At 70.1% G+C, this 22,986-nt stretch carries 12 protein-coding genes; 9 read left to right on the top strand and 3 right to left on the bottom strand.

The features are described from left to right. From Ssi02_RS10615 to Ssi02_RS10605, 3 genes are read right to left on the bottom strand one after another with little or no spacing between them, the layout of a single operon-like run. Window positions 1-1,347 (bottom strand): bifunctional RNase H/acid phosphatase, encoded by a 1,347-nt coding sequence (locus Ssi02_RS10615; protein ID WP_204024338.1) that lies wholly within the window; start codon window positions 1,345-1,347, stop codon window positions 1-3. After that, window positions 1,305-2,045 carry a zinc ribbon domain-containing protein gene (locus tag Ssi02_RS10610; RefSeq protein WP_204024336.1) on the bottom strand — a complete coding sequence of 247 codons (741 nt, stop codon included), beginning with the start codon at window positions 2,043-2,045 and terminating at the stop codon, window positions 1,305-1,307. The genes Ssi02_RS10615 and Ssi02_RS10610 overlap by 43 nt, the downstream gene beginning before the upstream one ends. Next, the gene (locus tag Ssi02_RS10605) at window positions 2,042-2,878 is read right to left on the bottom strand and encodes a Nif3-like dinuclear metal center hexameric protein (protein WP_204024334.1); all 837 of its coding nucleotides are present in this window, start codon (window positions 2,876-2,878) and stop codon (window positions 2,042-2,044) included. The genes Ssi02_RS10610 and Ssi02_RS10605 overlap by 4 nt, the downstream gene beginning before the upstream one ends. A 231-nt stretch (window positions 2,879-3,109) precedes the next feature. Here Ssi02_RS10605 and Ssi02_RS10600 point away from each other — a divergent pair, with 231 nt between their 5' ends. The 9 genes from Ssi02_RS10600 to Ssi02_RS10560 all read left to right on the top strand — a co-directional run bounded on the left by Ssi02_RS10600 (window position 3,110) and on the right by Ssi02_RS10560 (window position 22,643). Beyond that, window positions 3,110-4,147: a dipeptidase gene (locus Ssi02_RS10600; RefSeq protein WP_204024326.1), complete on the top strand. Its 1,038-nt coding sequence runs from the start codon at window positions 3,110-3,112 to the stop codon at window positions 4,145-4,147. Then, entirely contained in the window at window positions 4,144-5,247 is a 1,104-nt protein-coding gene (locus Ssi02_RS10595; protein ID WP_204024325.1) for a M20 family metallopeptidase, read from the top strand. Before Ssi02_RS10600 ends, Ssi02_RS10595 begins: the two co-directional genes overlap by 4 nt. After that, window positions 5,244-6,074, top strand: a complete 831-nt coding sequence (locus tag Ssi02_RS10590; protein ID WP_239128775.1) for a GNAT family N-acetyltransferase — start codon at window positions 5,244-5,246, stop codon at window positions 6,072-6,074. The genes Ssi02_RS10595 and Ssi02_RS10590 overlap by 4 nt, the downstream gene beginning before the upstream one ends. A 35-nt stretch (window positions 6,075-6,109) precedes the next feature. Continuing rightward, complete coding sequence (gene menC, locus Ssi02_RS10585; RefSeq protein WP_204024324.1) at window positions 6,110-7,216, top strand: o-succinylbenzoate synthase; 1,107 nt, start codon at window positions 6,110-6,112, stop codon at window positions 7,214-7,216. A 69-nt stretch (window positions 7,217-7,285) separates the two neighbouring features. Next, window positions 7,286-7,738: a M48 family metalloprotease gene (locus Ssi02_RS10580; RefSeq protein ID WP_204024323.1), complete on the top strand. Its 453-nt coding sequence runs from the start codon at window positions 7,286-7,288 to the stop codon at window positions 7,736-7,738. Between the two features lie 247 nt (window positions 7,739-7,985). Beyond that, a complete protein-coding gene (locus Ssi02_RS10575; protein ID WP_204024322.1) occupies window positions 7,986-11,531 on the top strand; it encodes an NIDO-like domain-containing protein in 3,546 nt (1,181 codons plus the stop codon). 359 nt (window positions 11,532-11,890) lie between these two features. Further along, on the top strand, window positions 11,891-15,466 hold the full coding sequence (locus Ssi02_RS10570) for an NIDO-like domain-containing protein (protein ID WP_204024321.1): 3,576 nt from the start codon (window positions 11,891-11,893) through the stop codon (window positions 15,464-15,466). Between the two features lie 76 nt (window positions 15,467-15,542). Continuing rightward, window positions 15,543-19,034, top strand: a complete 3,492-nt coding sequence (locus Ssi02_RS10565) for a carboxypeptidase regulatory-like domain-containing protein (RefSeq protein ID WP_204024320.1) — start codon at window positions 15,543-15,545, stop codon at window positions 19,032-19,034. A 69-nt stretch (window positions 19,035-19,103) separates the two neighbouring features. Continuing rightward, window positions 19,104-22,643, top strand: coding sequence for a S8 family serine peptidase (locus Ssi02_RS10560; RefSeq protein ID WP_204024318.1), 3,540 nt, complete (start codon window positions 19,104-19,106; stop codon window positions 22,641-22,643). Window positions 22,644-22,986: the final 343 nt, after the last annotated feature.

Here is a 22,986-nt window from a genome sequence, read left to right as displayed (position 1 = left end):
TCAGTGCAAATGGGAGGTGTCGTTGAGGTATTTCAGTACGGCGGGGCCGTCGGAGTAGTAGTCGATCCTCGACAGGCACGCCACGTCCAGGTGCATCCGGTAGAGGGCCGCGGGTGGGGCCAGGAGGGCCAGCCGTACCAGCAGTTTGATCGGGGTGACGTGGGAGACGACCAGCACGTTCGCGCCGGGGTGGGCCTGGAGGATGCGGTCGCGGGCGGATTCGACGCGGCGGGCTGTGACGGTGAAGCTTTCGCCGCCGGGTGGGGCGGCGGCCGGGTCGGCCAGCCAGGTGGTGAGCTCGCCGGGCCAGCGTTCTTGCACTTCGGCGAAGGTGTGGCCTTCCCAGGCGCCGAAGTCGGTCTCGCGGAGGCCGTCGTCGATCTCCAGGGGGATGCCGCAGTGGGTGGCGATGAGTTCGGCGGTCACGCGGGCGCGTTTGAGGGGGGAGCTGATGATGGCGTCGAGTTTGTACGGCTCTCGCGTGAATCGTGTGGCGGCGGCTTCGGCTTGGGCTATGCCTTCGGCGGTGAGTTCGGCGTCGCCCAGGCCGGAGAAGCGGCGTTCGATGGAGAGAGGGGTTTGACCGTGGCGGAGCAGAAGGAGGGTGGTGGCGGTCCGGGTGGGCGGGGCCGCCCAGCCGGTGCTTTTGTCCTCCGTTCCCGGTCGGCTGCCCGCCTCTTGGCCCCCGGGACGCTGGTCGCTCTCTTCCTGGCGGGCGCCCGAACCCCGCCCAAGGCCAACATCCTCAAGGCCGACATCCGAACCCCGCCCAAGGCCGACATCCGAAGAAGCCTGCCCAAGGCCAACATCCTCAAGGCCGACATCCGAAGAAGCCTGCCCAAGGCCAACATCCTTAAGGCCGACGTCCGAAGAGGCCGACCGTGTCCAGGGAAGGCCCTCGGCCGCGGCGTCCATGGCCTCGTTGGCCAGGCGGTCGGCGTGGCTGTTGTCCGCGCGCGGGATCCACTTCCAAGTGACCTTAAGGCGCCGGGCCAGCCCTGCCGCCTCCAGGGCCAGCGGCTTGAGCCCCTCGTGCTTGACCTTCCACCGCCCCGCCATCTGCTCGATGACGAGCTTGGAGTCCATGCGCACCTCGACCTTGGCGCCGTCGCCTGCGTGGTCGAGGAGGGCGGTGAGGCCTGCGATGAGGCCGCGGTATTCGGCGACGTTGTTGGTCGCCGTGCCGATCGCCTCGGCGACCTCGGCCAGGACACGGCCGCCGGCGGCGTCCTTGACGACGGCGCCGTAGCCGGCGGGTCCCGGGTTGCCCCGGGATCCGCCGTCGGCCTCGATGAGGTAGGTGGTCACAGGCCGGACTCCGGGGTGCGGACGAGGATGCGGCGGCATTCCTCGCAGCGCACGACTTCGTCGGGGGCGGTGGTGCGGATGCGGTTGAGCTCGGCGATGGGGAGGCTGGTGCGGCACCCCTGGCAGCGGCCGGCTTGGAGGTGGGCGGCGCCGACGCCGGACTGCTCGCGGAGCTTGGTGTAGAGGGCGAGCAGATCGCCCGGGATCTCGGCGGCGAGGGCGTCGCGCTTGCGGCCGGTCCCGTCGGCGTCCTTGTCGATCTCGCTGTACCCGGCGTCGCGGCGGTCCGCGGCGGCGTCGCGGGAGGCGGTGACCTCGTCGCGTTCGGCGACAAGGGCGGCGGTCTTGGCGTCGGCCGCCTCGCGGCGCTCCATGATCTCAAGCACGACCTCTTCGAGGTCGTCCTGGCGACGCTGGAGGGAGGCGATCTCGGACTGGAGGCTGGTGAGGTCGCGAGGGGAGGAGACCTGGCCGGAGTCGAGGCGTTTGCGATCGCGGTCGGCGCGGGCGCGGACGGCGTCGACGTCGGATTCGGCCTTGCTCTGGTCGCGGGCGAGGTCTTTGGCCTCGGTCTCGGCGGCGATGATCTGGGTGGCGAGGCGCCCGAGGCGAGTGGTCAGCTCGGCGATCTCGGCGATCTCGGGAAGTGTGCGGCGCCTGTGCGCGAGGCGGTCGAGGGCGGCGTCAAGCCCGGCCAGATCGAGCAGGCGCTTCTGGGCACCAGGTGCTGCCTTCATTTCATCCCTCGCTGTGCTGTTGTGGTCCAGGCGTCGGTGACCCTGCTGGAGACGTGCGTCTCCACGTTAACGCCCCGCCGGGCCAGCTGGGACGTGAGAAGGGCGGCGGCGTCGGCGAGCCAGGGCCATTCGGTGGCCCAGTGGGCGGCGTCGATCAGAGCAGGGCCGCCGGCCTCCATGTGTTCGCTGGCCGGGTGGTGTCTGAGGTCGGCGGTGAGGAAGACGTCGGCGCCGGCGGCGCGGGCCGCGCCGAGGAGGGAGTCGCCGGCTCCGCCGCTGACGGCGACCCTCCTGATCTCACGGCCGGGGTCGCCCGCGACGCGCAGGCCGCCGGGGGTCACGGGAAGCCCGGCGGCGGCCCGCTCCGCGAACGCCGCGAGGGTGAGGGGTGTCGCCAGATCTCCGACTCGGCCGATGCCGAGGCTTGTGCCGTACGGCGAAGGCGAGAGTGGCGTGAGTTCGCCTTCGAGACCGACGGCGCGGGCGAGGGCGTCGGAGACGCCGGGGTTGGCGGTGTCCGCGTTGGTGTGGGCGGTATAGAGGGCGATGTCGTTGCGGATGAGGGTGTGGATCACTCGTCCTTTGAATGTGTCGGCGGCGACGCTGGTGGTGCCTTTCAAATAGAGAGGGTGGTGGGTGACGATAAGGTCGGCCCGCCGGGCGAGGGCTTCGTCGACGACGGCGGCGACGGGGTCGACCGCGAACATGACGCGTGTGACGGGCCGGTCGGGGTCGCCGCAGACAAGTCCCACGGCGTCCCAGGGCTCGGCCCACGCGGGGTCGTAGAGGGTTTCGAGGGCCGCTACGACGTCCTTAAGGGTTGATCGTGACACCGACGCAGACTATCGCCGGGCGGCGGCGGACAGCCGCCTCGATGGGAGAACCACACCAAAACCCCCCAACCTCTTAGGTGTGGCGGACGAATTCAGCGCTAGGGCGTTCCGGATAGCGTCCAGGTGAGCTTTTTCCATACTCGCTGGTCAAGTTCCGCCTTCTAGGCCGCTGATCAGTGGGAAAAATGCTCAATGCATCCCTCATTTTCCGCAGCGAAGGAGCGAACCCTCGTGTTCACCGACCTGCACCGCCGCGCGGTCGTCGCAGATACACACAACGACCTGCTGATGGCGGTGACGGCGCGCCCGCCCAAACGGTGGGCGTCGTTCTTCCGTGAGCAGTGGTTGCCTCAACTCCGCGACGGCGGAGTGGACCTTCAGGTGTTGCCGGTCTTCATCGACGACCAATACCGCCCGGAGGGTGCTCTCCGCGAGACCCTGCGCATGATCGAGGCCGCGCACATCCTGGCGGAGGGCAACGCCGACGAGGTGAAGCTCTGCATGGACGGCGCCGATATAGACGAGGCGCTGGCGGACGGGAAGATCGCTCTCGTTCTGGCGTTGGAGAGCGCTCCTGGGCTCGACGCGAACATCGAACTGATTTCGACGTTGTTCCGGCTTGGGGTGCGGGTCGCCTCGATCGCGCACTTCGGCAGGACGCCGCTGGCCGACGGCAGCTGTGAGGACGCCACCGGCAGCCGGCTGACCACGCACGGCGTCGAGGCGCTGAAGGAGATGCAACGTCTGGGCATCATCTTCGACATCTCCCATCTGGGTGCATCCGGGGTGGAGCACGTCTTCGAGCTGTCGACGCGTCCGCTGCTCGCGACGCACTCGTCGGCGCGTGCTCTGCTCGATCACCACCGCAACCTGACCGACGAGCAGCTCCGGGGGGTGGCGGCGACGGGTGGTGTGGTGTGTGTGAACTTCGTGGCGGCCTTCCTGACGGAGAAGCCGAAGGATGTGACGGTCGATCACCTGGTCGACCACATCGAGCACATCGCGAACGTCGCGGGCATCGACCACGTAGGGCTCGGTTCGGACTTCGTGAAGGAGATCCTGGAGGAGCTCACGCCGCCCTGCTGCGAGCCGATCGGGCTCGACAACCTCGACACCGACGCGTGCATCGCGGGTCTTGAGGGGCCACGCGGCATGCCGCTGGTCACCGAGGGGCTCATCAAGCGGGGCTTCGCCGAGGACGACATCGTGAAGATCGTCGGAGGCAACGTGCGCCGCCTGTTCCGGCAGGAACTCGGGCGGTCCGCGTGAATCTCGACGCGATGCTCGCCGACCTCGAGGAACTGGTGGTCTGCGAGTCCTTCTCCAGCGATCACGCGGCTGTGGCCCGCAGCGCGGGGGTGGTGGCCGCTCAGGGAGAGCGGATGCTGGGGGCGGCTCCGGAGTTCCTCGTCGTCGACGGGGTGACGCATTTGCGCTGGACCTTCGGCTCGCCGCGAGTGCTGCTGCTCGGGCATCACGACACCGTGTGGCCCATCGGCACCCTTTCAGCCCTTCCCTGGTCCGTCGTGAACGGCACCGCGCGGGGGCCGGGGGTGTTCGATATGAAGGCCGGGCTGGTCCAGATCTTCCATGCTTTGCGGGCTTTGCCGTCCCTGGACGGTGTCAGTGTGCTGGTGACCGGCGATGAGGAGCTCGGCTCCCCCACGTCGCAGAAGCTGATCGAGGAGTCGGCGCGAGGCCTGTCGGCGGCGTTCGTGCTGGAGGCGAGCGCGGACGGCGGGGCGCTGAAGACCGCCCGCAAGGGCGTGTCGCACTATGAACTGGTGGTGTACGGCAAAGCCGCCCACGCCGGCCTGGAACCCGCCAAGGGCGTCAACGCGGCGGTCGAACTCGCCCACCAGATCCTTGCCGTCAACGAGATCGCGGCCCAGGTGGACGCGGGCCTGACCACGGTGACGCCGACCCTGTCGGCCGCGGGGACGAGCACCAACACGGTTCCGGCGCGGGCGAGCGTGCAGGTGGACGTGCGTGTGCCGACCGTCGAGGCGCAGGAGCGGGTGCACGAACTGATGAACGCCCTGACCGCCCGGATCCCGGGCGCGCGGCTGGAGCTGCTCGGCGGCCCGAACCGGCCGCCGATGGAGGCGTCGTCCTCGGCGGCGCTGTTCGAGCTGGCGCAACGCGCCGCGGCCGATCTCGGCCAGCCCGCCTTGAGCGGCGTGGCGGTCGGCGGCGCCTCGGACGGCAACTACACGGCGGGCGTGGGGTGCCCCACGCTCGACGGGCTCGGCGCGGTGGGCGGCGGCGCCCACGCCGACCACGAGCATGTGATCACCTCGGAGATGCCGGGCCGTACAGCACTGCTGTCACGCCTGGTCGCCGACGTCCTCGACGGGGTGAACCCGTGAGCGGGCCGCTGCCCGCCGCGAGTGCGGCGGCCGACGCGGCGGCCGCTCGGGCCGGGGTTACCGTACGGCAGTTGCATGAGATTGAGGAGTTCGAGTCGGTCTTCGAGCTGTTCGACCGCATTTGGCGGCCCGACCCGACCAGTCCGCCGATCACGACGGAGCTGATGCGTGCGATGTCGCACGCGGGCAACTATGTGTCCGGGGCCTATGAGGGGGACGAGCTGGTCGGCGGCTCCGTGGGGTTCCTCGCCGCGCCGCCCGGGGTGTCGCTGCACTCGCACATCACGGGTGCGACGATCGGCCGGGGCATAGGCTTCGCGTTGAAGTTGCACCAGCGGGCGTGGGCGTTGGAGCGCGGACTCGAACGCATCACGTGGACCTTCGACCCGCTGGTGAGCCGCAACATCTACTTCAACCTGGTCAAGCTGGGCGCCCGTCCGGAGGAATACCTGCCCAGGTTCTACGGGGCGATGGAGGACTCGATCAACGCCGGTGACGAGTCCGACCGTGTGCTCGCCGTGTGGCGCCTCAACGAGCCGCACGTGGTGCGGGCCGCGGACGGCAGTCCCCACCGCCCCCTCGTGCCGGCCGACGCGGTCGCCGGGTTGGAGAACAAGGAAGGCCGGCCCGTGTTCGGGCGCACCGACGGCAGGACGATCCTGGTGGCGGTGCCGGAGGACATCGAGACGCTCCGCCGTACAGACCCGGGCGCCGCCACGGCGTGGCGCTGCGCGGTGCGCGACGTGCTCGGCGATCTGATGGCGGCGGGCGCGAAAGTGATCGGGTTTACCCGCGGCGGTGGCTACATCGTCGACAGGAACGGTTGAAAGGAGACACGGCGGGTTTCCGCCGTAGGTGGTTTATGAAGATCTCTGGTATCGAGCTGCGCAGGATCGATCTGCCGCTGGTCGCGCCGTTCCGCACCTCGTTCGGTGTCGAGCACGAGCGTGACGTGCTGCTCGTGCGGGTCGTCACCCCTGAGGCGGAGGGCTGGGGCGAGTGTGTGGCGATGTCGTCGCCGCTCTACTCGTCGGAATACGTCGACGCGTCCGTCGATGTGATGCGGCGCTTCCTCATCCCGGCGCTCACGTCGCGGCCGGGCATCGACGGGTACGGCGTGGCCCACGCGCTGGCGAAGTTCAAGGGCCACCGGATGGCGAAGACGGCGCTGGAGACGGCCGTGCTCGACGCCCAGTTGCGCGCGTCGGGCGAGTCGTTCGGGCGGTTCCTCGGCGCGACCGCCGAGCGGGTGCCGTGCGGCGTGTCCGTCGGGATCATGAACTCGATCCCCGAGTTGCTTGACGCGGTCGACGGCTACCTGTCCGAGGGATATGTCCGCATCAAGCTGAAGATCGAGCCGGGCTGGGACATCGAGCCGGTGCGCGCCGTACGTGAGCGTTTCGGCGACGGCATCCTGCTGCAGGCGGACGCCAACGCCGCCTACACGCTCGTCGACGCCCCCCACCTGGCCAAGCTCGACGAGTTCGGGCTGCTGCTCATCGAGCAGCCGCTCGCCAACGACGACCTGGTGCAGCACGCCGCCCTCTCCAAGCGGATCAACACGCCGGTGTGCCTGGACGAGTCGATCGAGTCGGTCGAGCACGCCGCCGCCGCGATCACGCTCGGCTCCTGCTCGATCATCAACATCAAGCCCGGCCGGATCGGCGGCTACATCGAGGCCCGCAAGATCCACGACCTGGCGTCGGCGCACGGCATCGCGGTGTGGTGCGGCGGCATGCTGGAGACCGGCATCGGCCGCGCCGCCAACGTCGCCCTGGCCGCCCTGCCCGGCTTCACCCTCCCGGGCGACACGTCGGGGTCGAGCCGCTACTACGCCCAGGACGTCACCGAGCCCTTCGTCCTGGACGACGGCCACCTGACCGTGCCCACCGGCCCCGGCCTCGGCGTGGAACCCCTTCCGGAGGTTCTGTCCGAGATCACCTCATGGACGGAGTGGATCCCCGCCTGACGGACCCCTCCCCTATCGGCCCCCGGACTTGACCACCACCATGTCCGGGGGCCGCCGTATGCACGGCCTATGATTTTCGATCAAGCTATTAGCAGCCGGTGTGGCATCGCCGGAGGTTCAAACTCACCCCGCCCCCCCGAAAGCGACGCCCCGGAACTCGCCGCCGAACTCCACAACCTGGTACGGCACGCTGACTTGAAGCGGGCTCCGCAGTTCTTGCTGAGCGCCCGGCAGGCGATGAGCGGCGTGGCGTTCGGCCGCGCCGGACGCCGTTCCGTGCGACTCGACGCCGGTCTGGTGCGCACCTTCTCCACGGACCCGGCGGGATTCCGGGCGGTGGTCCTCCACGAACTCGCGCATCTGGGCAACCGCGCTATCGACCTCACCATCGCCGTCTGGCGGGCCTTCTTGCCGGTGGCCCTGCCCGTGGTGTTGATCGTTGATGCCGATCCTGCGGGGAGTTCACGGGCGCTCGGCGGAGCAGGTCCACACAGGCATACGCCAGGTCGGCGCACTGTGTGACACAGAGATGCCCAAGGGCGGTCATCGGGATTCGAACTGCACCATGGGAACGATCCCGATGTTCGAAATCCACCCATCATGCCGATAAATCCAGCTCCACGTGGCTCCGTACACACGGAGAACGCTCCCATAACCTTAAATATTAATACGCACTTGTTTTCCAACGGTCCATCGCTTGAAATGTCGATCAGACCCATTCACCATTCTCGGCATGGCATGGGAAGATCGTTCTCCAAACTCGCCGTTATTGTCAAAGACCTCCCGGCGGTGGCGGCCGATCATGCTCGGCGCCCTCACCGCCGTCTCCCTCCTCTTCCCGCTGGCTACGGCACAAGCCCGCCCGCCGACCGCGGCACCAGCCGCACCTTCCCCCGAACCCGCACGGAACCTGTCCCCCAAGATCCACAAGGATCTTAGGGAGCAGCTGAACGGCAAGAAGCAAACCGGTTTCCTCGTGCGGCTGAAGGAGGGCGGCGACCTCGGCACGGCCTTCGAGGCCACCGGCAAGGCGGACAAGGGCGCCCAGGTGCTCGCCGCCAAGTCCGCCCACGCGGCGAAGTCCCAGGCCGGCCTGCGAAGCCTTCTCACTGCGCGCAAGGCGGAGTTCAGACCCTTGTGGATCGTCAACGCGGTGGCGGTGAAGGGCGACGCGGCGCTCGCCCAGGCCGTCGCGAACCTGCCGGAGGTCGAGTCCGTCGTCCCCGACCGGGCCCTCCCGCCGCCGGCCAAGGCACCCGGCAAGGAGGCGCCGGCGGCCGAGGGTGTCGAGTGGAACGTCGACCGCGTCAACGCGCCGCGGGTCTGGAACGACCTCGGCGTGCGAGGTGACGGCATCGTGGTCGCCACCATTGACACCGGCGTGGAATACGACCACCCCGACCTAGTCGGGAAATACCGCGGCCGGAAGGCCGACGGCACCTTCGACCACAACTACAACTGGTTCGCCAGACTGGATGACTGCGGCTTGGCCCCGTGTGACTGGCACGGCAACGGCACGCACGTGACGGGCACCATGGTCGGTGGAGCCGGAACGATCGGCGTCGCGCCGGGGGCGAAGTGGATCGCCGCCTCCGTCTGCAACTTCGAATTCTGCCCCGAGTCGTTCATCATCGAGGCAGGGCAGTGGATGGTGGCCCCGACCGACCGCTCCGGGGCCAACCCACGCCCGGACCTCGCCCCGCACATCGTGCACAACTTCTGGTCCGGGCCGTCGGCCGACCGATGGTGGTACAAGCCGGTTCTGGACGCCTGGGAGGCGGCAGGCATCTTCTCCATCTTCGGTGCCGGCCACGGGGGGCCTCGCTGCGGGACCGACTATCCCCCGGGGAACAACGCCAACGCCTACAGCGCCGGCGCGTTCGACGTGAACAACACCATCGCCCCCTTCTCCAGCCGCGGCACGGACGGAGGCGATATCAAGCCCGACATCGCCGCGCCCGGTGTGGATATCCGATCGGCCTGGCCAGGGGTCCTGCGCCACCGCACCGTCTCCTCCACGTTGTCGGCCTCCGCGCACGTCGCGGGCGCCGCGGCCCTCATCTGGGCGGCGGCCCCCAACGTGAAAGGCGACGTCGGGGCCACCCGCGACCTCCTCGACGGCGGCGCGATCGACATGGACGACACGAGCTGCGGCGGCACCGCCGCGGAGAATCCCGTCTGGGGCGAAGGACGGCTCGACGTCTATGCCGCCGCCCGCGACGCCCCGGCGCTGACCGCCGCGCTGCGCGGCACGGTCACCGCCGGAGGGGCGGCGATGGCCGGGGTCGACCTCGTCCTCACCGGCCCGTCGCGGCGGAAGTTCAGCGTCGCGGCCGACGGAACCTATGCGCTGCCGCACCTGCGCCCCGGCACCTATAAGCTCACGGCACGCAAATTCGGCTACGACGACGCCACCGGGTCCGTCACCCTGGCCACCGGCGAGGCCGCGGTGCTGGATCTCGTCATGACCGCGCAGCAGAGGCACGCGGTGACCGGAACGGTCACCTTTGACGGCGCTCCCGACTCACCGGTCACTCTGGAGGCGCTCGGCACACCGGAGCTTCCCGTCACGACCGACGCCGCGGGCCGCTACCGGGTCTCGCTGCCCGCCGGGACCTACACCCTTAAGGTCACCCCGCCGCAGGGACGCTGCTCCAAGGGGATCGAGGTGCCGATCACGGTGACCGCCGACATGACCAAGGACATCGTGCTGCCCCGCCGTACCGAGAGCTTCGGCATGGGATGTGTCAGGGGCAGTGATCCATATGTGGGCGGCACCACCAAGCTGCCGATCACCGGCCGGGGGAACGACACCTCTGTGCCGCTGCCGTTCCCCTTCCCGTTCCTCGGCCGTTTCTATGACAAGGCGTATGTCAGCGGCAGCGGTTGGATCGACTTCACCGCCGACTGGCGGTTCCGCGACAACGGGACGTTGCCGTCGCTCGTGTCTGACGCGATTTTCCCCTTCTGGGATGACCTCGTGGTGGACGCCGATGCCGGGATCTACACGGCGGTCGTCGGCACCGCCCCCCGCCGGACCTTCGTCGTGGAATGGCGCAATGTGCAGTTCCACTCAGCCCCGGCCGAACGCGTGTCGTTCTCCGCGCTGCTCGGTGAGAACGGCGCGATCAGTTTCCGCTACCGCGGTGTCACCCACGACCTCGCCGCGGGGAGCAGCGCGACGATCGGCTTGGAGGGCCTCTACTGGGAGGTCTTCCCGTTCTCCTACAACGCGCCGTCCCTCGCCGACGGCGGGAGTGTGACCTTCACGATCCCGCACGGCGTGCTCGCCGGCACCGTCCTCGACGGCAACGACGGCAGGCCGGTGCCAGGGGCCGAGGTGCGGATCGGCGGTGGTGCGCGGGTGACGACCGCGCAGGACGGCACCTACATCGCGCACGTGCCGGCCGGCGATCACCAGATCACCGTGGCCAAGGAACACTACGGCCCCGTCACCCATCCCGCGACCGTGGCCGCCGCCGATCGCAGCCGGCTCGACGCGACGCTGATCACCGGCCGGGTGAGCGCCTCGGCCGGCGAACTCGACCTCGTCACCCCCGCGAACGGCAAGAAGAGCGCCACGATCGTGCTCACCAACCTCGGCACGTCCTCCGCCACCTACGCGCTGCGCCCGACCCCGGCGGGCGCCTGGCTGAGCGCGACTCCCGCGGAGGGCGAGCTCCCACCCCGCGCGTCGGTCACGGTCACCGTCACCGCCGACAGCACAGGTCTCCCGGCGGGGACCTACCGCAATGGCACCCTGAGCGTGAACTCCGCGAGCGGGCGGAACCCGAGGATCGACATCCCGGTCACGATGGTGATCCCGGCCACCCGCATCGCCGTCGACGTCGGCGGCACCCGCGACATCGCCGACTCCACCGGCGAACGCTGGACCGCCGACCGCGCCCACACCCCGGGCGGCCACGGCTATGTGAGCACCCGCGACCGCACCCACTCCACCACCGCCACCATCAAGGACACCCCCGACCAGGCGTTGTTCCAGCGGGCACGCGAATCCATGACCGAATACCGCTTCGATGATCTGCCGAGCGGTTTTTACACGATCGAGCTGGGTTTCGCCGACACCCGCGCCTCGCGCCCGGGACAGCGCGTCTTCGATGTGTACGCCGAAGGCGAGCTGGCCGTGCCGGCCCTGGATCTGGCCTTGGAGGTCGGCGCGCGCACGGCCACCACCCGGCAATACACCGTGAAGGTGACCGACGGGCGGCTCAACGTCCGCTTCGTCCCGCTCACCGGCACCCCCATTCTCAACACCATCCGCGTCTCCGAACGCCCCGATAAAACCATCCCGTAAGGCAGTGGCGAATCCGGGTGCCGCCCACAGGAAGACCTGTGGGCGGCACTCCACATCACATGTCCGGAAAATGGGAATCGACGGTGGGCGCGGAAGTTCGAATAGCGGCCCGGGAACGATTTAAACCATCGTTTCCATCGTCCGGCCGGAGAAGCGGCCGTTGAGCACCTCGGTAAGGATCTCCACCATTCCCCCGGGAACGCTCCCATTACATTAAATATCGAAATGAAATGTTTTTCCAACGGTCCACGGCTTGAAATATTGACATCACCCCTCCACCATTTCCCGCATGACCTGTGAAGATCATTACCTGTCGCCGCCTCAGGCGGACCGGCAACGTCCGTTCTGAAGGAGGCCGCATGCCACGCACCCCCAGGCGATGGCGGGCCCTCATCACCGGAACCGCCGCAGCCCTCTCACTTCTTCTCCCGCAAACGGTGGCCCAGGCCGCGCCGGCCGGCAAGGTCGACAAGGCGTTGCTGGCCGAGCTCGCCAAGAAGGGCACCACCGACTTCCTCGTGCGCCTCAAGGGCGGCGCCGACCTCGCCGCCGCGAGGTCGGCCACCGGCAAGGCCGGCAAGGCCGGCAAGGCCGCCCACGTTTATCAGGCCAAGAGCACGTTCGCCGCCGCCGCCCAAGCCGGCCTGCGGACCCTGCTCACCGAACGTAAAGCCGCCTACACCCCCCTGTGGATCGCCAACGGCGCCAAGGTGACCGGCGACGCCGAACTGGCCGCCGCGATCGCCAAACTTCCCGGCGTGGAGAGCGTCGAACCCGACATCCTCCTCACGACGCCCAAACCCACGCTCGCGAAGGCGGCGAACCCCAAGGTCAACGCCGTCGAGTGGAACATCGGCCACATCGGCGCCGACCGGGTGTGGAACGAGTTCGGCACCCGCGGTGAGGGCGTCACGCTGGGCGTCATCACCGGCGGCGTGCAGTTCGACCATCCGGCCCTCGCGCCCCGCTATCGCGGCAGGCAGGCCGACGGCACCATGGACCACTCCTACAACTGGTACGACGTCAGGACCTGCGCCACCCCGGGCGGCGCCACTCCTTGCGAGAGCTCGGAGCAGCCCGGCACCCGGCTGCTCGGGGTCATGGTCGGCGGCACCGACACGCAGGCGATCGGCGTCGCCCCCGGGGCCACGTGGATGGGGGTGAACGCCTGCGACGACGTCTGCCCCATGAGCGCGCTCCTCGCGGCCGGGCAGTGGATGCTCGCCCCGACCGACCGGTGGGGCCGCAATCCGCGTCCCGATCTGGCCCCGGACGTCATCACCACCTCCTGGCGGGCCGTCAACTGGGAGAACCGCCGTGACAACGTCGGCTTCCCCCGGTGGTTCGGGGACCTCCTCGACACGTGGGTGGCCGCCGGCATCTTCCCGGTGCTCGACAGCGGGTTCAACGAGTCCACCTCGTGCGGATCGGCCGCCGCCCCCGGCGGCTACGCCAACGCCTACATGGCGGGCACCTACGGCCGCGACCTGCGGATCTGGCAATACTCCGATCGCGGCCCCGGCCAGAACGGCGAGGTCAAGCCCAACATCGCCACCCCCGGCGCCGAGGTGGTCAGCACGGAACCCGGCAACAACTACGGCGTCCTGCACTGGGGACCGCTCTCGGCCTCCCACGTCGCCGGCGCGGTGGCGCTGCTCTGGTCGGCCTCCCCCACCCTCTACCGGGACGTCCCCGCCACCCGCGCCCTGCTCGACCGCACCGCCGCCGACGTGAACGACACCAGTTGCGGCGGCACCGCGGCCAAGAACAACGTCTGGGGCGAAGGCCGCCTCGACGTGCACGCCGCCGTGAAGGCCGCCCCCGCCACGGCCGCGGGCGCCCTGACCGGCACCGTCACCGCGGGCGGCAGCCCGCTCGCCCGGGCCACGGTCACCACGGCGGCCCCCGGCTCCCGCACGGTGACCACCGCCGCCGACGGCACCTTCCGCATCCCCCGCCTGGCCGCCGGCACCCACCAGATCACGGTGCGCAAACTCGGGTACGGCACAGCCACAGGAACCGTCACCGTCACCGCGGGCGGCACCGCCGTACACGACGTGACCCTGGCAGCCGTCCCCACCCACACCGTCAGCGGCCGAGTCACCGGCGACGGCACCTCGGCCGCCGGTGCGAACGTGCAGGTGGCCGGCACAGGCGAGAGCACGACCACCGACGCCGACGGCCGCTACCGGCTCACCCTGCCCGCAGGCGACCACGAGCTCAAGGTCACCCCCACCGCCTACCCCACCTGCGCGGGCACCGCGACCCTGCGCACCACCGTGACCGGCGACACCACCAAGGACATCACCCTGCCGCTCCGCCAGGACCCCTTCGGCTACACCTGCGCCACCGGCACCGAGCCCTACGTCGCCGGCACCGACAAGGTGGCACACCCCGAGCCGTGGGTCTCACCTCGGGTCAGCCTGCCGTTCTCGTTCCCCTTCTACCGCGGCAGCTACAGCAAAGCCTGGTTGTCGGCGAAGGGCTACGTGAACTTCTCGTCCGAGCGCGGAACGCCGTGGAACGACAACCTGCCGAGCTTCCAGATGCCGCACGCCGCGATCATGCCTTTCTGGGATGACCTCTGGCTGGACGATCGGTCCGGGATCTACACCAAGACGATGGGTACCGTCCCCAACCGCACGTTCGTCGTCGAATGGCGTGACATGACCTTCCGGAACGAGCCCGGAAAGCGGCTGTCCTTCTCGGCGCTGCTCCATGAGGACGGGTCGATCGGCTTCCGCTACCGCGGCGTCTCCCCGGACTCCACCGACGGGCGCAACGCGACCGTCGGCATCCAGGGCGGCTTCCACGACGTCTCGGCCGTCGAGTACACGAGCAACGGCAACCGGCCGGCGGTCGCCGACGGATGGAGCCTGGAGTTCACCCCCAACGGGCGCGGACTGCTGACCGGCACCGTGCTCAACGCCAACGACAGGACCCCCGTCGGCGGGGCCAGCGTGAAGATCGGCGACCTGACGACGCTGACCACCGCCGGCGACGGCACCTTCGCCGGGCTGCTCCCGCCCGGCGAGCACCAGGTCACCGTGTCCAAGGAGGGCTTCGGCACCGTCACCAGGCAGGCGACGGTCCGCCTGGGCGAACGGTCGTCCGCCGACACCGATCTGATCACCGGCCGGGTGTCCGCCGACACCGCCGCCGTGGAGCTGGTGACACGTGGCGAGCCGGCGGCGACCACCACGTTCACCCTGACCAACCTCGGCCGGGCGGCTTCGCCGTACTCGGTCGCGGCGGAGGCGACGGGCGGGTGGCTGAGCGTGTCGCCGGTCAGCGGGGAGCTCGCGCCGGGCGCCTCGGCCACGATCACGGTCACCGGCGACGCCGCGGGGCTCGCGCCCGGCACCTTCCGCACCGGCAGGCTCGTCGTGCGGTCGGCCAGCGCCGGCAACCCGGTCTTCCACATCCCGGCGAGCATCGTGGCGCCCAAGCACGAGATCGCCGTGGACGCGGGCGGCACCCGCGACAGCCTGGACGCCGCCGGGCACAAGTGGACCGCGGACCGCGCCTACACCGCCGGAGGCCACGGCTATCTGGGGGCGCAGAGCAGGACGCACACCGCGACCGGCGCCATCGGCGGCACGGCAGACCAGGAGCTGTTCAAGACCGCTCGCGAGTCCCAGCTCGAGTATCGCTTCGACAACCTGCCCAGCGGGGTTTACCTGGTCGAGCTCGGTTTCGCCGAGACCCGCGACCACCGTCCCGGGCAGCGGGTGTTCACGGTCATGGCCGAAGGCAAACTCGCCGTGCCGGGCCTCGACGTGGCCGCGGAGGTGGGGGTGCGCACCGCCACCACCCGCCGCTACGCGGTGAAGGTCACCGACGGGCAGCTCAACCTCCGCTTCGTCGCGCAGCGGGGCGCCCCGCTGGTCAACACGCTCCGGGTGACCGAGCGCCCCGACAAGACCCTTCCCTAAGCACCTGTTCCCGCCCCGCCGTCCCGGCGGGGCGGGATCCCCGGGGGTGTCTCTCCCCGGGTTTGAAGGAGACCACATGTCCCAGCCACGCAGCCGATGGCGTACGGCTCTCGCCGGCACGGCGGCCGCCCTCGCGCTCTTACTCCCGCAGAGTGTGGCCCACGCCGCACCCGAGCCCGCCAAGATCGACAAAACTCTGCTCGCCACCTTGAGCAAGGCACCCGCGACCTTCCTCGTGCGGCTGAACGGCAACGCCACCCTCACCGCCGCGGCCAAGGCCACGACCAAGGCGGCCAAGGGCGCCCAGGTGCTCCAGGCCAAGTCTGCTCACGCCACCACCTCCCAGGCGTCGCTCCGCAAACTCCTCACCGCCAAGAAGACGGAATTCACCCCCTTCTGGATCGTCAACGCGGTCAAGGTGACCGGCGACGCCGCCCTCGCCGCCGAGATCGCGAAACTTCCCGAGGTCCAGCGCATCGAACCCGACCGGCCCCTCGCCCGGCCTCAGCAGGCCGCGGGCAAGGACGTGCCCAAGGTCAACGCGGTCGAATGGAACATCGACCGCGTCGGCGCCCCCCGCGTGTGGAACGAACTCGGCTCCCGAGGCGAAGGCATCGTCATAGCCGACATCACCGACGGCGTGCAGTACGACCACCCCGCCCTCGCCACCAAATATCGCGGCAGGAAGGCCGACGGCACCTTCGACCACAACTACAACTGGTTCGACCCCCAGGGCACCTGCGGCGGCGCCCCCTGCGACCGGCGCCGGGGCAACGGCACCCGGGGCCTCGGAGTCGCCGTCGGGGGAACCGCCGACGACACCATCGGCGTCGCCCCCGGCGCGAAGTGGATCGCCGCCCGCGGCTGCTGCAACGGGGCGAGCGACCTGCTGGCGGCGGCCCAGTGGTTGATCGCGCCCACCGACTCAAGCGGCCGCAACCCCCGCCCCGACCTCGCGCCCGACATCGTCAACAACACCTGGACGGACTACGGCGTCGACTCGTGGTTCGCGCCGGTGGTCGACGCGTGGACCGCCGCCGGCATCTTCCCGGCGTTCAGCGCCCTGGCCTACTCGCCCCTGTGCAAGACGGTCCAGACACCGGCGGCCGGGGGCGGCGCCTACGCCGTGGGACTGCTCGACGAGACCGACAAGGTGTGGCCCAACTCGGCTCGCGGCTCCGGCGTGAACGACGAGGTGAAACCCGACATCACCGCTCCCGGCGTCAACGTACGCACCGCGGAGCCGGGCGGCGTCTACCGCGTCGGCACCGGCGACTTCGCCGCCGTGTCCCACGTCTCCGGCACGGTGGCGCTGCTCTGGTCGGCGGCCCCCTCCTTGAAGGGCGACGTCGCGACCACCCGGGCTCTGCTCGGCCGGACCGCGATCGACACTCCCGACAACACGTGCGGCGGCACCCCGGAAAGGAACAACGTCTACGGCGAAGGCCGCCTCGACGCCTACGCGGCGGTCCGCGCCGCCCCGATCGGTCCGGTGGGCCGGGTGTCCGGCACGGTCACCTCGGGTGGCGCACCCGTCGACCTGGCGACGATCACCCTCAGCGGGCCGGTCGACCGCAGGACCGCCACGGCGGCCGACGGCACCTACACGCTTCCGCGCCTGCCGGTCGGCGACTACCGGGTCACCGTGCGCAAACACGGGTACGGCGACGCCACGGCGTCGTTCACCGTGAAGGAGAACCAGACGGTGCCCGGCGACGTGACGCTGACCTCGGTCTCCCTGCACGCCGTCTCCGGCACCGTCACCGCCCCCGGCGGCACGCCGCAGGCGGGGGCGGTCGTCTCCGCGCCCGGCCTGCCCGTCGAGGCCGTCACCACCGACGCGGCCGGACGCTACCGGCTCGACCTGCCGGCCGGCACCCACGAGGTCAAAGCCGCACCGGCAGCCGCCCTCTGCACGGGGACGGCCACCGTGCCGGTCACGGTGAACGGTGCCGCGGTCAAGGACATCGTGCTGCCGCGCCGTACTGACAAGTTCGGCTACGTGTGCACAAGCGGCACGGCGCCGCTCACCCGGGGCACCGAGAAGCTGACCACGAGCACGTCACCTCGGGTCGTGAAGAGGTCTCTCCCCTTCCCATTCCCCTTCTACGGAGCGGCAGGCAGGGAGGTGTGGATCGCCTGGGATGGATTCGTGAGTTTCCAGGAGGCCGGCCAGCCGCAGCAGCGCTCCCTGCCCTCCACTGCGGCGCCCAACGCGGCGTTGTACCCCTTCCAGGGTGCTCTGTCGGCGGGGAGCGACTCGGCCGTCTACACCGCGACCTACGGGGTTGCCCCCGACCGCACACACGTCATCGAATGGCGTGACTTCTACAGCCAGCGTGACAACGTGAACCCCGTCTCGATCGCTCTGCTGCTCGGGGAGAACGGCTCGATCAAGTTCCAGTACCAGGGCCGGACGCTCGCCGACCAGCGTCCCCACTACGTCGGCCTGGAGAACGAGACCGGCACCGACGCGTTCCTCTACTCCCAGCAGCGCCCGAGCGTCGCCGACGGCCTGCAGCTCACCTTCACCCCGACCAGGCACGGCCTGCTGACCGGCACCGTCGTCGACGCGCACGGCAGGCCGCTGGCCGGGGCCACGGTCAAGGCCGGCGACACCGTGCTCACGACCGATGCCGAGGGCGCCTTCCTCGGCTACGCGCTCGCCGGAGAGCAGCGGGTCGCCGTCGAGAAGGAGTCGTACGGCAGCGTCACCCAGACGGTCAACGTCGGCGTCGGCGCCTGGACCCGCGTCAACGTGACCCTGGCCGCCGACGACATCGGCGCCTCGGCGGCGGAGGTCGAACTGCCGGCGGACGCGGGCTCCACCAAGAGCCGCACGGTCAAGCTCACCAACAATGGCACCTCGCCCGCGAGCTATACCGTCACCGCCGATCCCGCGCAGAGCTGGCTGAGCGTGACCCCGGCGAGCGGCGAACTGGCGCCGGGCGCCTCGGCCGCGGTGACCGTCACCGGCGACGCCGCCGGCCTGCATCCCGGCGCCGTGCGCAGCGGGAAGCTGCTGGTGCGCACCGGCCGCGGCACCGCGACGGAGATCCCGGTCACCCTCGTCGTCCCCAGGCATCAGGTGGCACTCGACGCCGGAGGCACCCGCGAGGTCGTCGACTCCGAAGGTGAACGCTGGAGTGCCGACCGCGCCTACACGGCGGGCGGCCACGGCTACCTGGGCTCCCGCAGCAGGGCGGCGGCCACCGCCAGGACGATCGGCGGCACCGGCGACCAGGCGCTGTTCAAGACCGCACGCGAGTCCATGACCGAATACCGCTTCGACAACCTCCCGGCGGGCGTCTACACCGTCGACCTCGGCTTCGCCGAGATCCGCGGCGCCGCGCCCGGCGCCCGCGTCTTCGACGTGCTGGCCGAGGGACGGCTCGCCGTACCCCTGCTGGACCTGGCGCAGGAGGCCGGCGCGGACACCGCCGTGACGCGCCGCTACACCGTGAAGGTCGCCGACGGGCAGCTCAACCTGCGTTTCGCCGCGCAGACCGGCTCGCCGCTCGTCAACTCGATCCGCGTCACCGAACGACCCGACAAGACCGCCCCATAGGCGACCGCGCACCGGCACGGCCGCCGGTTCGAGAGCGGCCGTGCCGGTGTGCGCCAAGGAGACCCATCCATGTCACGCTCCCCCCGGCGGTGGCGGCCGATGCTGCTCGCCACCCTCACCGCCCTCACCCTGATCGCCCCGCAAGGTACGGCACAAGCCGCGCCCGACCCCGGCCCCGAAGCCGCACCGACGTCGGCGAAGGTCGACAAGACCCTCCGCGCGGAGCTGAGCGAGGGCCGCGCGGCGGGCTTCGTCGTCCGGCTCAAGGAGGGCGCCGACCTGAGCGCCGCGGCCAAGGCCACGGCGAAGGCCGACAAGGGCGCCCAGGTGTTCGCCGCCAAGTCGGCCTACGCGGCCAAGTCCCAGGCGGGACTCCGCGCGCTGCTCACTTCGCGCAAGGCGGAGTTCACCCCGTTCTGGATCGTCAACGCGGTCAAGGTGAAGGGCGACGCCAAGCTCGCCGGCGAGATCGCGGCCCTTCCCGAGGTCCACAGCCTCGAACCCGTCCGCGACCTGCCCCGCCCTAAGGCGACCCCCGGCAAGGAACTGCCGAAGGTCAACGCCGTCGAGTGGAACATCGACCGCGTCAACGCGCCCAAGGTGTGGAACGAACTCGGTGTCAAAGGCGACGGCATCGTGGTCGCGGGCATCGACACCGGCGTGCAATACGACCACCCCGCCCTCGTCGAGAAGTATCGCGGCAGGAAGGCCGACGGCACCTTCGACCACAACTACAACTGGGTCGCCGTCGGCTCCGACTGCCGCACCCCCACGGAGCCGTGCGACTGGCTCGGCCACGGCACGCACACCATGGGCACCATGGTCGGCGGCACGCCCACTGACGCCGTCGGGGTCGCACCGGACGCCAAGTGGATCGCCGCCTCGGTCTGCGGCCTCGAATACTGCTCGGAAGAGGCGATGATCGAGGCCGGGCAGTGGATGCTGGCCCCCACCGACCTGAACGGGCGCAATCCCCGCCCCGACCTGGCGCCGCACGTCGTCAACAATTCCTGGGGCGGTTGGCGGACGCCCAACCCGTGGTGGTACAAACCGGTTCTCGACGCCTGGGTCGCGGCGGGCATCTTCCCCGCGTTCTCAGGCGGCAACAGCGGCCCGAACTGCGCGACCAGCGGCTCCCCCGGGGACAACGCCGAGGCCTACAGCGCCGGCGCGTTCGACACCTATAACGCCATCGCGCCGTTCTCCAGCCGGGGCGCGAGCGGCGACGGCGAGGTCAAGCCCAACATCGCCGCCCCCGGCGTCAACGTGCGCTCAACCGGTCTTGGCAGCGCGTATTACAGCCGTTCCGGCACCTCTATGGCCTCGCCGCACGTCGCCGCCGCCGTGGCGCTGATCTGGTCCGCGGTGCCGAGGCTCAAGGGCGACATCGGGGCCACGCGCGACCTGCTCGACAGCACCGCGATCGACGTCGACGACACCAGCTGCGGCGGCACCGCGGCCAACAACAACGTGTGGGGCGAGGGCAAGCTCGACGTCTTCGCCGCCGTCAACGCCGCGCCGGCGCTCACCGCGGGGGTGCGCGGCACCGTCACCTCGGGCTCCGCACCGGTGGGCGACGTCGCCATCACCCTCGCCGGGCCGTCGAAGCGCAAGGCCGTCACCAAGGCGGACGGCACCTACGCCCTGTCCAACCTGCGCGCCGGCACCTACCGGATCACCACGCGCAAGTTCGGCTACGACCCCGCCGAGGCCACCGTGACCGTCGCCGACGGCCAGAACGCGGTCCAGGACCTCACGCTCACCTTGCAGCCCCGGCACGCCGTGACCGGTACCGTGACCGACGAGGGCGCCCCCCTCTCCACGGTCTCGATCGAGGCGGCGGGCACCCCGGAGAAGGCCGTGACCGACGCCGCCGGGCGCTACCGGCTGTCGCTGCCCGCCGGGACCTACACCTTGAAGCTCACCCTGCCCGCCGGCCGGTGCGGACGCGCCGTCGACGTGGAGGTCGCCGTCACCGGCGACACGACCAAGGACATCGCGCTGCCCCGGCGCACCGACCGCTTCGGCTACGGCTGCGTCATCGGCAAGGAGCCCCACGTGGCCGGCACCGCCAAGCTCCCGCTCATGGGGCGGGGCGCGGCCACGTCGGTGGCTCTGCCGTTCGCCTTCCCGTTCTACGGCGTGAACCACGCCAAGGTGTGGGTCGGCATCGGCGGCACACTCGACTTCGACGAGAACCGGCGCTCGTGGAGCAACTCGCCGCTGCCCAGCAACCATCGCACGGCCGCCGTCCTGCCGTTCTGGGACGACGTGGTCGTCGACGACCGGGCGGGGGTCTACACCGCCGTTCAGGGCACCGCGCCCCGCCGCAGCTTCATCGTCGAATGGCGAGACGTCACCTTCAACGGACAGCCCGACGTGCGGTTCTCCTTCTCGGCGGTGCTCGGGGAGAGCGGCACGATCAGCTTCAGGTATCACGGCGTCGGCCACGAACTCACCCGGGGATCCTCGGCCACCATCGGGCTTGAGCACCGCGACGGCACCGGTTTCCCCTTCACCTACAACGCCCCCGTGCTCGGCGAGGGGCAGAGCATCACCTTCACCAGCCCGCACGGCGTGCTCGCCGGCACCGTCTCCGACGCCAACGACGGCAAGCCGCTGGCGGGGGCCAAGGTCGCCGTCGGCGACACCCACACCGCCACCACCGGGCAGGACGGCGTCTATCTCGTCCAGGTGCCGGTGGGCGACCACCAGGTCACGGTCGGCAAGGAGCACTACGGCGCCCAGAGCCGCCCCGCGACCGTCACCGCCGGCGGCTATACCAGCCTCGACGCGGCGCTGATCACCGGGCGGGTGAACGCCTCCCTCGCCGAGGCCGACCTGCTCACCCCGGCGAACTCCACCAAGAGCGCCGACCTGCTCCTCACCAACCTCGGCAGCACCGCCACGCCGTTCACCCTGAGCGGCGAACCCGCAGGGAGCTGGCTCACCGCCACTCCGGCCGCAGGCACCCTCGCCCCCGGCGCCTCCACCACCGTGAAGGTCACGGTGAACAGCGCGGGCATCCCCGCGGGCACTTACCGCAGGGGCACGCTGAGTGTGAACTCCGCGAGCGGGCGGAACCCGAGGATCGACATCCCCGTCACGATGGTGATTCCCGGCACCCGCCTCGCCGTCGACGCGGGCGGCACCCGTGACGTCACCGACTCCACCGGCGAACGCTGGACCGCCGACCGCGCCCACACCGCAGGCGGCCACGGCTACGTCAGCACCCGCAACCGCACCCACTCCACCCGGGCCGTGATCAAGGGCACCGCCGACCAGGCGCTGTTCCAGCGCGCCCGTGAGGGCATGTCTGAGTATCGCTTCGACAACCTGGCGAACGGCTACTACACCGTCGAACTCGGCTTCGCCGACACCCGCAACACCCGCCCCGAACGCCGCGTCTTCGACGTCTACGCCGAAGGCGACCTGGCCGTCCCCGCCCTTGACCTCGCCCAGGAGGTCGGCGTCCGCACCGCCACCGTCCGGCAGTACACGGTCAAGGTGACCGACGGCCAGCTCAACGTGCGCTTCACTCCGCGCACGGGCACGCCCATCCTCAACACCATCCGCGTCTCCGACCGTCCCGACAAAACCACCCCATAGGCAACGCATGACCAGGGGCCGTCCGCGCGAATAGACGTGGACGGCCTCTGGAGTGTCTGCGCAAAACACGAAATCAACCACGGGGACCGGCGATTCGATCAACCGATGGGACCGATTTAGATCGCCATTCTCAACCTATAAATCGGAAAATCAGCCGATCAGAGCCCCGCGCGAAGTCAGCGATTTCCCGAGAACGCTCCCACAACCTTAATTATCGAAACGCAATGTTCTTCCAACGGTCCACGGCTTGAAATATCAACACCACCCCCTCCACCATTCTCCGCATGACTTATGAAGATCATTCCAAGTCACCGCCGACGGCGGAACACCATCCCCTCTGAAG

Source organism: Sinosporangium siamense (genome assembly GCF_016863435.1).
In the GTDB taxonomy this organism is placed as follows: Bacteria; Actinomycetota; Actinomycetes; order Streptosporangiales; family Streptosporangiaceae; genus Sinosporangium; species Sinosporangium siamense.
The sequence above is the reverse complement of the archived record's forward strand: the minus strand, read 5'-3'. Positions and strand labels throughout refer to the sequence as shown.

Bases quoted from the DNA above. Each gene is read 5' to 3' on its own strand.
- Ssi02_RS10615 (WP_204024338.1), bottom strand. From the start codon at position 1,347: ATGCCGCCGCATCCTCGTCCGCACCCCGGAGTCCGGCCTGTGACCACC.
- Ssi02_RS10570 (WP_204024321.1), top strand. From the start codon at position 11,891: ATGCCACGCACCCCCAGGCGATGGCGGGCCCTCATCACCGGAACCGCC.
- Ssi02_RS10565 (WP_204024320.1), top strand. From the start codon at position 15,543: ATGTCCCAGCCACGCAGCCGATGGCGTACGGCTCTCGCCGGCACGGCG.
- menC (WP_204024324.1), top strand. From the start codon at position 6,110: ATGAAGATCTCTGGTATCGAGCTGCGCAGGATCGATCTGCCGCTGGTC.
- Ssi02_RS10610 (WP_204024336.1), bottom strand. From the start codon at position 2,045: ATGAAGGCAGCACCTGGTGCCCAGAAGCGCCTGCTCGATCTGGCCGGG.
- Ssi02_RS10580 (WP_204024323.1), top strand. From the start codon at position 7,286: ATGATTTTCGATCAAGCTATTAGCAGCCGGTGTGGCATCGCCGGAGGT.
- Ssi02_RS10560 (WP_204024318.1), top strand. From the start codon at position 19,104: ATGTCACGCTCCCCCCGGCGGTGGCGGCCGATGCTGCTCGCCACCCTC.